This is a genomic window from Xanthovirga aplysinae (assembly GCF_009711365.1).
Lineage (GTDB): Bacteria > Bacteroidota > Bacteroidia > Cytophagales > Cyclobacteriaceae > Xanthovirga > Xanthovirga aplysinae.
This window is the reverse complement of the sequence record NZ_SMMB01001144.1, coordinates 1-9,344: the sequence shown is the minus strand read 5'-3', so window position 1 is coordinate 9,344 and position 9,344 is coordinate 1. Positions and strand designations below refer to the sequence as shown.

Annotated in this window: 11 protein-coding genes; all 11 read right to left on the bottom strand. The window is 33.7% G+C overall.

Annotated features, from left to right (window positions below):
• Nucleotides 1–155: 155 nt before the first annotated feature.
• Nucleotides 156–830, bottom strand: a complete 675-nt coding sequence (locus E1171_RS14340) for a class I SAM-dependent methyltransferase (protein ID WP_155206717.1) — start codon at nucleotides 828–830, stop codon at nucleotides 156–158.
• A 224-nt stretch (nucleotides 831–1,054) separates the two neighbouring features.
• Nucleotides 1,055–1,495, bottom strand: a complete 441-nt coding sequence (locus E1171_RS14335) for a VOC family protein (RefSeq protein ID WP_155206716.1) — start codon at nucleotides 1,493–1,495, stop codon at nucleotides 1,055–1,057.
• Between the two features lie 242 nt (nucleotides 1,496–1,737).
• Nucleotides 1,738–1,833: an amidohydrolase family protein gene (locus tag E1171_RS24965; protein WP_187696465.1), complete on the bottom strand. Its 96-nt coding sequence runs from the start codon at nucleotides 1,831–1,833 to the stop codon at nucleotides 1,738–1,740.
• A 211-nt stretch (nucleotides 1,834–2,044) separates the two neighbouring features.
• Nucleotides 2,045–2,497, bottom strand: a complete 453-nt coding sequence (locus E1171_RS14325; protein ID WP_155206715.1) for a nuclear transport factor 2 family protein — start codon at nucleotides 2,495–2,497, stop codon at nucleotides 2,045–2,047.
• 174 nt (nucleotides 2,498–2,671) lie between these two features.
• Nucleotides 2,672–3,358 (bottom strand): LytR/AlgR family response regulator transcription factor, encoded by a 687-nt coding sequence (locus E1171_RS14320; protein ID WP_155206714.1) that lies wholly within the window; start codon nucleotides 3,356–3,358, stop codon nucleotides 2,672–2,674.
• The gene (locus E1171_RS14315) at nucleotides 3,348–4,334 is read right to left on the bottom strand and encodes a sensor histidine kinase (protein ID WP_187696463.1); all 987 of its coding nucleotides are present in this window, start codon (nucleotides 4,332–4,334) and stop codon (nucleotides 3,348–3,350) included. The genes E1171_RS14320 and E1171_RS14315 overlap by 11 nt, the downstream gene beginning before the upstream one ends.
• A gap of 153 nt (nucleotides 4,335–4,487) precedes the next feature.
• Nucleotides 4,488–5,828, bottom strand: a complete 1,341-nt coding sequence (locus tag E1171_RS14310) for a S41 family peptidase (protein WP_155206712.1) — start codon at nucleotides 5,826–5,828, stop codon at nucleotides 4,488–4,490.
• A gap of 409 nt (nucleotides 5,829–6,237) precedes the next feature.
• Nucleotides 6,238–6,924, bottom strand: coding sequence for a hypothetical protein (locus tag E1171_RS14305; protein WP_155206711.1), 687 nt, complete (start codon nucleotides 6,922–6,924; stop codon nucleotides 6,238–6,240).
• A 108-nt stretch (nucleotides 6,925–7,032) separates the two neighbouring features.
• Nucleotides 7,033–7,620, bottom strand: coding sequence for a Crp/Fnr family transcriptional regulator (locus tag E1171_RS14300; RefSeq protein ID WP_155206710.1), 588 nt, complete (start codon nucleotides 7,618–7,620; stop codon nucleotides 7,033–7,035).
• 130 nt (nucleotides 7,621–7,750) lie between these two features.
• On the bottom strand, nucleotides 7,751–8,686 hold the full coding sequence (arsM, locus tag E1171_RS14295) for an arsenite methyltransferase (RefSeq protein WP_155206709.1): 936 nt from the start codon (nucleotides 8,684–8,686) through the stop codon (nucleotides 7,751–7,753).
• 60 nt (nucleotides 8,687–8,746) lie between these two features.
• Nucleotides 8,747–9,289, bottom strand: a complete 543-nt coding sequence (gene sigZ, locus E1171_RS14290; protein ID WP_155206708.1) for an RNA polymerase sigma factor SigZ — start codon at nucleotides 9,287–9,289, stop codon at nucleotides 8,747–8,749.
• Between the last annotated feature and the right edge of the window lie 55 nt (nucleotides 9,290–9,344).

Below are 9,344 nucleotides of genomic sequence, written 5' to 3'. Positions count from 1 at the left end.
TATGGTTTTTAATTTTAATCAAAAAAAATATTTTACTTTTATCTGGCCTATTACATAAGCTATTAATTTTGTCTTTCATTAGGAGATAACCATATATAGAAAAAATTCATAAAAAGCTTTAGTTTTTTCATTTTTGGGATTTGAAAGTGGAGAAATTACTTTTCACACTTTTCTAAGATTACAATTGAATATTCTCTTTCAACCAATTCACCAGTTTTACTTTTTACCTCTTCTATATAATTTGAAATATTCAATATTCTGAAGGGTGTTTGAGCAAGAAGTCCTTTGGCTTTGTTGGTATCGTAAAGTTCAAATCCATGCTGTACAAAGGTAAGGTTTTTCATAAACCTCTTTTGAGCAAAAGTGATGCTGCATTTCCCTCCATTTTTTAAAACTCTGTAAATTTCATTTAATAAATCTATTGGCCTTTCCCAAAAGTAGAGGGTATTAACCGTCATTACTTTATCAATTGAATTATTTTCAAAGGGAATATTTATCCCATTATAAAGGGTAAAAGAAGCCATTTTCTTTTTTACAGCCTCTAGATTAAGCTTTTCGGCTTCCTGTTGCATTAAACTAGAAATTTCAAGTCCCATGTATTTTACATCTTCTGCTCGATTTAAAATTTCGGTTAGATGGCCACAATTCCCATGCCCCAGCTCCAAGAGAATGTCCTTGTAACTAAGGTTTAGTGAATCGATGGTACTTAAGGTCATGCCGATATTGGTTTTATGCATGACCTTTCCCATTTCAATACCGGAATCACCTTTTGGACAACTAAGTTGAGAGGCAATCTCTTCTGGTTTTTCATTAAGAGTTTTCTTATCCATATTTTATTTGAAGTTAGGGTAGTAGTTAAGTTAATCGTTAGATTTAATCTGATTTTGTACTTTGAGTAAACTTAGAAAATATTTTTCGTCCCAGTTCAAATTCCTATGGTTTGAAGCTGGATTTCTTATTTACATTGGAGGGAGAAATAAGACTTACCCTTGTTTCATAAACCCCATCTGGTGAGCTACAAACTTGCCAGATGGGGTTTTTAAGTGGGTGTATATTATTTTTGTGGATTTTCGTTAAAGCTGATCATCCAGTTTATTCCAAATTTATCTGTTAACATACCAAAATAGTCACCCCAAAAGGTCTTATTCATGGGCATTTTTGTCACCCCGCCTGAGGTCAGTTTGTCAAAAAGCTTGTCGGCTTTATTTTTTGAATCTGTATCGATTGAAATGGAGAAATTGTTTCCCTGTACATGGTTTGAGTCTCCTTCTTCCATGGTATCACTTCCCATAATGACAGTTTCCTCACTTAGGGGTAAAGCCATGTGCATAATCTTTTCGGCATGTTCGGGAGAAATTGGTGGTTGCCCCTCCATTGGAGGCATATCCTTGAATTTTCCCACATAGGAAAACTCTCCTCCAAATACGGATTGATAAAAATTAAAGGCTTCTTCGCAATTGCCATTAAAAGTGAGATAAACGTTTGCTGTTGTCATGATTTATTAAAATTTGTTGATAAACAATTAATTTACATTCCAATTTAACAAATGGAATCAATCTGGGAAGTCCAGCTCCATACCCTATTTTTCATATTTCAATTTGTGCTAATTAACATTTGTACTAATTAACATTTGTACTGTTTTGGATAATAGGTATTTCGGTTGTTCATGGTTAGTTCAATTTTAAGAGGTTGTTCGATATCTTCCAATGGGTATTTGCTCAAGATCCCAAAATTGTCCTACTTGCCTTCTTCAATACTCCCTGTCCTATGATCATTATTCAGTAATTTAGCTCCATTTATTGTTGCTATTCTTAATACTTCTGTATTTGGAATATCGGAATTTGCCCATAAGCTAAGTCCTTAATGGAAACTACCTCCTGGGGTTATTCAGGGGTTATTTGAACCCGTACCCCCAATCAATAACAGGCCACTTTCATAAATCATTTTGGTGAATTTCTCCACCTCCCTATATCCCTCAAGAATTTTCCTTTAAAGTGGTCTTAAGTTTTAATCTTGAGTTATGCTTTTAACAAGAAACCCAAAATCAATGCCGGGAAGAATCATTAAATTGCCAAAGAACATTCACAATTTTCCATTCCCCTTCTATTTTTATAATATGCATGTAATCTATCCACTCATCTGCAATGAGTTTCACTGAGGCCGTTTTATCATAAATATCCAAAATAATAACCTCTTTTTTAGGATTCTCAGAAAACTTATCACCGTTCTGGTTGTAGGTTTCCGCTAACAAAACCATATAATCTTTAAAAGACTCACGTAAATATTCTTTGCCTGAACTTCCATTCCTCCAAAAAGTTCTTTTTACCATTCTGGGATGTACTGCTCGCTCAAATTGCTCTGGATTTACATTATGTTGGGATTCAATGTAATCGAGGGCCACTTGTTTAATAGCAAGGGAATCTTGCTTGGTTTGGGCTTTGGCAATAAATGTTTGTAGCGAAAAAAAGAAGATGAAAAATCCCATATACTTTTTCATAAATCCGAGTTTTTTGGTATTCCAATAAATTTGATGGTGTAGGGTTAGTTTTCTTTTGCCCTGAAAGTGCTATCTCATATGCGTTAATCTTGATATTATTTTTAAATCCTTTTTTATTGGTGTTTTAATCGAGGTCATTTACAGGTGAAATTCTTGTAGTACCCATTTTTTTTACTATTTGAGTTTATTTAAAACATCAATCTTATAAGATTCTCCTATGGGGATTTCTTTTTCCTCTATTTCAATATCATTTTTAGTAAAAGCAGAGACTTTATCCATATTCACCAAGAAGGAACGATGCACTCTTAAAAAACGATTGTCCAACATTTTTTCAAAAGCAGTAATACCACATTTAAATATCAAATTATCTTCAGGAAAGCTGATTTTAATATAATCCTTTAGACTTTCCACATATAGAATATCAGCTAATTTTAGTTTGATGTTTTTCTTATGGCTTTGGATAAATATATGATCCTTCCTATTGAGCTGTTTGATCCCATTTAATTTCTTACTTTCCAAAAACTTATCAATGGCCTTGATAAAGCGATCAAATAAGATAGGTTTTAACAAATAATCTATTGCATTTAATTCAAATCCTTCTACTGCATAATTTCTAAAAGCTGTGGTAAAAATAACTTTGGGTTTTCTGCTCAAACTTTGAAAAAATTCTGTCCCCTTTAAAAAAGGCATTTCTATATCTAGGAAAAGTAAGTCAACTTCTTTTTGTTGAAGAATGGTCCTGGCTTCCAGGGCATTTTTGCAGGAAGCTATTAACTCAAACTCATCCAGATGAGAAAGGTGGGTGGCGATTAACTCCCTTGCTAACTCCTCATCATCTACGATCATGCATTTATGGATCATTGGGAATCATTTTTAAGGTAACCAGATAATTGTTGCTTCTCTCACTAATTTCTAGTGCATGGGAATTTGGATAAAGAATATTCAATTGTTTTTTGATATTCCGTAAGCCTATGGAGTTAGAGTTTTTGAATTCATTTTTTTGTTTATGAAAGGGTATTGAGTTTTCTAATCGGAAAAGAATTTCATTTTCATTAGTATAGAGGTTTATTTTGATTTCCGCTAGGTTAATCTCTTCTTTAACTCCATGCTTAAAAGCATTTTCAACAAAAGAAAGTAGTATTAAAGGTGCAATTTTGGTCTCCTTACTTATTTTATAATCAAAGGTAATTTCCAATCGCCTTCCATACCTTATTTTTTCTAGCTCAATATAATTGTTAATTAAGGAGATTTCATCAGAAAGAGCAACAAATTTATCGTTACAATGATATAACATATAGTCAAGTATAGCCGATAATTTCCCAATCACCTCAGGGGTTTTGTCTGATTTTTTTAAGGCCAGGGTATACAGGTTATTTAATGTGTTAAAAAGGAAATGAGGATTCAGCTGGTTTTTTAATAAGTTCAACTCCGTGGTTTTCTTTTGCTCCCTAAGGCTTAATACTTCTTTTTGATCATTATAATATTGTAAGGCCACTAAAATGATGGTAGGAAAAATAAACCAGGTGATCTCATTAAAGTATAGGTTAAAATCAGTGATGCGCTCATATAAATCAAATTTCCGGTAAATATCGGGGTATTTGGGGTCAAAAATGTAAAACCTATAGGCGGTATATAGGACGTAAATAATATAAATTGATATTAACCCACTTAATATGAATATGATTTTTCGACTCTTATTCAATAAATGGGGGATAAGGATATAGATAATGGCATATGAAAGAAGTATTTGTAAGTTTGTTTTAATGAAATACTTTTCAAACAAAGCCATTTTGTTTTCATAAAATGCCCAATTTGAACCCACGTAGTAGGTATACATAATAAGCCAAAACACTCCATGAGTAAATAGCTTTTTGTTTGAAATCCTTTTCAGAATTTGGGGGCTGTACATTTAAAGACAGAATTATAACAACAAAAAGGAATGCTTAAAAAGCCAAAGACATTGAGTGTACAATGCCTTTGATTCATAATATTAATTATTTCTTTCTTGAAACGACTTTAAATTTTGTTTAAAGGCTTCCAGGAATCTATGGTTTTGTTCAGTTGCTACTGCAATTGCTTTTTTATAGTTGGCTATTGCCAGTTCTTTTTGACCATTTTTTCCCAATGCTTCTGCATAGCTGTCATATACATTAGCAGAGTTTGGAAATAAAAGTGTATTGGCTTTAAATATGACTAAGGCTCTATTTATTTTATTATTCAATAAATAATTATAACCAAGTATATTAATGTCATTTTCGTTGAGCATATTTGCCTTCACAATGTCATTGAAAAGCTTAAATATTCTATCTTCAGTTTCTTTGGTTATTTCCTTCTGTTCTAACGAATTTAAAACATTTTCCAGGGGCTTAAGAAAAGCGTTTTTATATTCATTTGCTGCCAAAGTAGCAAGTTCTTTTGCTTTTTCCAGGGCTTTATCTGCAGGAATGTTTATATCAGGAATTACACCTACTCCCTCCCAGTTTGTTTTAGTTATGGGGTTAATAGTTCGAGCAAATGGTATACGGACCTCAAATCCATTGGCTAATGGAAAAGAACGAGTAGGGTGAGCCCCTCCACCAGTAACTTCTCCTATAATAGTGGCTCTTTTAAGATTTTGCATGGTGTAAGAAAAGTCTTCAGCTCCGGAGAAGGTGCGTTCACTTGAGAGGATATAAATAGGTACCTTTGGCCTTTTCTTTCCCTGAACATCCATCGTCCATAATTCTTCGGTGTGGTCATCATTTCTGGAATAAATACTGTTCAATAAAAAATGTTGGTCGAAAAAATAGCTACATAGGTACTGAACTGTATGGGGACTTCCTCCTCCATTTTTTCTCATATCAATAATTAGAGCATCTGCCAGGGTTAATTGTTGTAAAACTTGATCTATTTTAGAATAATTTTCCTCCCCACCCCCAAAAAAACGCATGTCCAGATATCCAACATTGTTATCAAAATATTTAAACCCATTGATCATAGGGGTATAATACCTGGAAAGATTCTTTTGAAAATTGACTATAGGATCAACCTCCTCTTTTTGTTGTCGGGGTGGATAGGCTCCCAAATGTTTGTCATTGGTTATTTTTCTCAGCTGCTCAGTTAGGGCCTTTGCCAGCTCTTCGGGTTGGGTATAAGCATCAAAATAATTCTCTTTCATCAACTGGTCTAGATGCGAATTAGTTTCTTTTGCTTTTTCCAGGAAGATATAGTGGGTTAGCATTAATTCCTGAATCTCTTTAACCAAATCATTATTTGACTGAGCAAAAGTTAGAAATGGGCTTAGTATAGAAGTGATGATTAGGCTTCTTATAATGTTTATTTTTTTTCTCATATCAGTTAAGGATTTAGTGAGACTTGATTGCTACTTTCCATTTAAAATGAAAAATTGCATCACTTATCGTTATGGTTAAATATAAAAGAATAATTGATTCTTTCTGAAAAGGATAGACATAAAGGGAGTTATCGCAAACGGAAAGATGGTATCAGTATATTAATATTTTTAGTATCCTTGATTGTATTGTAGAGTTCTAACACTAGAAACTCGTATTTATCCACTTATTTCCTGATACATATCTTATGGAAGCAGGAAAATTTACTTTTAATTTTACCTTAAAAAATGGGGCTTTTGCAAGAGGCCCCTTTTAACTGGTTGGATTATCCTCAGGTTTTTATTGGTTAATTTTGTCATCGATCATGTGCTTTCACCTACGTTTAATAATGTTTCTTCCTTAAATCTACTTTTAAAATTTGGCGTTTAATTCCTTGGAGTTCGAGAATATTAGCTGTCTAATTCCCGCCAATTGAGATAAGAAAACAATTGGAACTATAATGGTTGGCAACCATACAAAAGGAAAATAGGTCACTCCAATATTGGGTTGGTCAAAAGCCAATTTCTGTAAAGGTGTTTGGGCCGATAAAACAGCAAAGGTTAAAACATTTAATAATAAGGCTAAACATAAAAAGTTCCATACAAGCAACAGGGTTCTGCTAGCTTTACCGGTTACAAATACTAAATAGTAAATAATTGGGGCGGTTATCCCTGCGATAATATCGAAGTTATTCCCTTCAAATGTCATATTAACAGGTATTAATTTACTTAAAAACACATAGTATAAAGTGATTTCAACAGGAATTCGAACGGTATGCAATAAGGTTAATTTTTTGAGGTCTAATGAATCAATAAATGCTCTGCCCCCTCTGGTAAGAAAAAGGAACAATACCATTAATATATTAGGAGGTAGTAACAAAAGAAATCTCGGAGGTGTTTGGTAAAATCCTGATAATCCAATGATTAATTGGAAAACCATCAAAACTAAAATTATCCATAAAACCTTTTTGCTATAACCTGAGGCCCTATAAAACTGCACAACAGTTGCGATGGTAGTTAAAATAAAGAATATGCTTAATGGGGTTGAGATGTTTTCCATGGTACTAAGATTTAAAGTAAATAGTCAAGATCTTTACTTACTCAAAGATCTTGACTTACTTAAAGTTCTTAACATCCCCGTAAATCCTACTTGCCAAATGACAAGAAATCATTTTTTTGAAATATCTTTTCTGATTCGGCTTAAAGAACTATCTGTAATGCCTAAATATGATGCAATATATTTTAAGGGAGCATTTACCAATATTTCCATATTTGATTTTAAAAGGGCTTTGTACCTTTGTTCGGCTGTTTGGTTGATCATTGAAATTGTTCTCTTTTTTGAGGTAATAAATTCCTTTACCAAAATTGCTCTCCCAAAATCTCTAAAAACAGGTTTGCTATGAAAAAGTGAGTTGAGTTCTTGATAGGAAAGCCTATATCCTTTGCAATCGGTTATAGCCTGTATGTTAACCTGAGATGGTACTCTGTTAAAAAATGATGTTACCTCAAATACAATGTTATTTTTTGTAAAAAAATCGGTTGTCACTTCATTTCCTTCAAAGTCGTAGAGGTAAGTTCGAAGAAATCCTTTTTCCAAAAATAGATAGTCGTCGCTTATTTTATTTTCTCTTACTAATTGTTCCCCTTTTTTTAATTCTTTCAACTGGAAATGGTGTGCAATACCATAAGCATCTTCTTTTGATATTGGAATAACTTGTTGTATAAATTGTACTAAAGCTTTTTTATCAATGTCCATAACCATAGATGCTTTTTAATAATAAAACTAATTTCCAGAATTACTTCAAGAGAATGTTAAAGAAACTTATAGCGGGTTCCGTCATAATTTAAGTGACGGAACCCGCTACTCTTTTTTAGTGGTGGTGTGATTATGCGCAACAATCCAGACTCTTTTGGTTTTCAGTTGTTCCACAACAGAATTGTTCTTCTTTTTTATCTCCTTTTGTAGTTTCACTGCCACAACAACTATTTGTGGTGCTTTCACAACAACTTCCTTCCTCTAATTTGTCTGCATAAATAGTGATGCTGTAAATTCCCGATCCTGAATCTCTAAATTTTTGTAATTCATTTCGAGTAATGTATTTTAAGAGCAATTCGTCTGACAGTTCAATGAGACGTTCTTTTTTAATTTGAAGATTTTTGAAACCAACGGACTTAATTATCCCTAGGTAGTCCCCTTTCTCATTTGCTCCGGCAACACAACCAGCATTCATTTCTGCTGCTTCCAAAACTCCTTTGGGTAGTGAGCCTGTATGAACTATATCCGAAATACTGAAATGTCCTCCCACCTTCAAGATTCTATGAATTTCATTGAAGGCTTTGGCTTTATCAGGGACCAGATTCATGACACAATTTGAAATGACTACATCCGCTGAATGCTCTGGGATTTCTTTCATGTCTTCAATTTCTCCCAGTACAAACTCCACGTTTTTGAAACCGAGTTTTTGGTTGTTTTGTAAGGCACGAATGACCATTTCCGGAGTCATATCAATGCCAATCACTTTTCCTGAGTCCCCCACAATGCTTCGGGCAATGAAAACGTCATTTCCGGCACCGGAGCCAAGGTCCACAACTGTATCGCCTTCTTTAATATTTGCAATTTCAGTTGGTAATCCACAACCTAACGACAAATCAGCTTCTTTTTGATATCCTTTTGCTACTTTGCTGTAATCCTCCTTCATGGAGGTACCTAAATCATCGCTCGTACAACAGCCAGTATTGTTGCAACAGCTTTCTGTTTTTTTTCCTTTGGCAATGTTCCCGTAGGATTTTCTGATTTCTGATTTGATTTTTTCTGCTTGCATGATTCTATAATTTTGTTGTTCGCTGGTAAGACGGCAATTCTTAAAAAAGACGCAGAAAAATTAAGCGCAATTACAATTCTTTTTTGATTTAGCCGATAGGTTTCCATATTTATCGCTTTCCAAGGAACAACATTGTAGTATTAGTCCTTTCAATTTTTCTTTTCCTCTTTGTACTCTGGATTTGGCAGCTGAATAAGAAATGTTCAGTTTATTAGCCATGTCCTTTTGGGAAATATTTTCGAATTCCGTGCTGAGCAATGCTTTTTTATAGTTTTCCGGCAACTGATTGATAAATGGCTTTATGCAACATTCGGCAATGGTTTCATTTAGGGACTCAGACTCTTCCTCAGTAAGCTTTTCCGGGATTTCAAGATTGTGTTGGTCGTATTGCTTATTCCTGAAGTAATCCGTAATGGCATTACGAACAATTCCAAACAAGTAGTGTCTTAAACTCTTGGCATGTTTTACCTTATTCATATTTTGCATGATTTTAATGAATACCTCCTGCAAAATGTCATCAGTGTCCGCCGAATTTCTGGTTTTGTTCAGGATAAATGCTTTCAGCTCTTGATGGAAGTCATCCCAAATTTTGTTGATATCCATTTTTTGCAATTTGATTTTATCAATCTCTAGCTATAAGACGATGAATTGTGGAAAA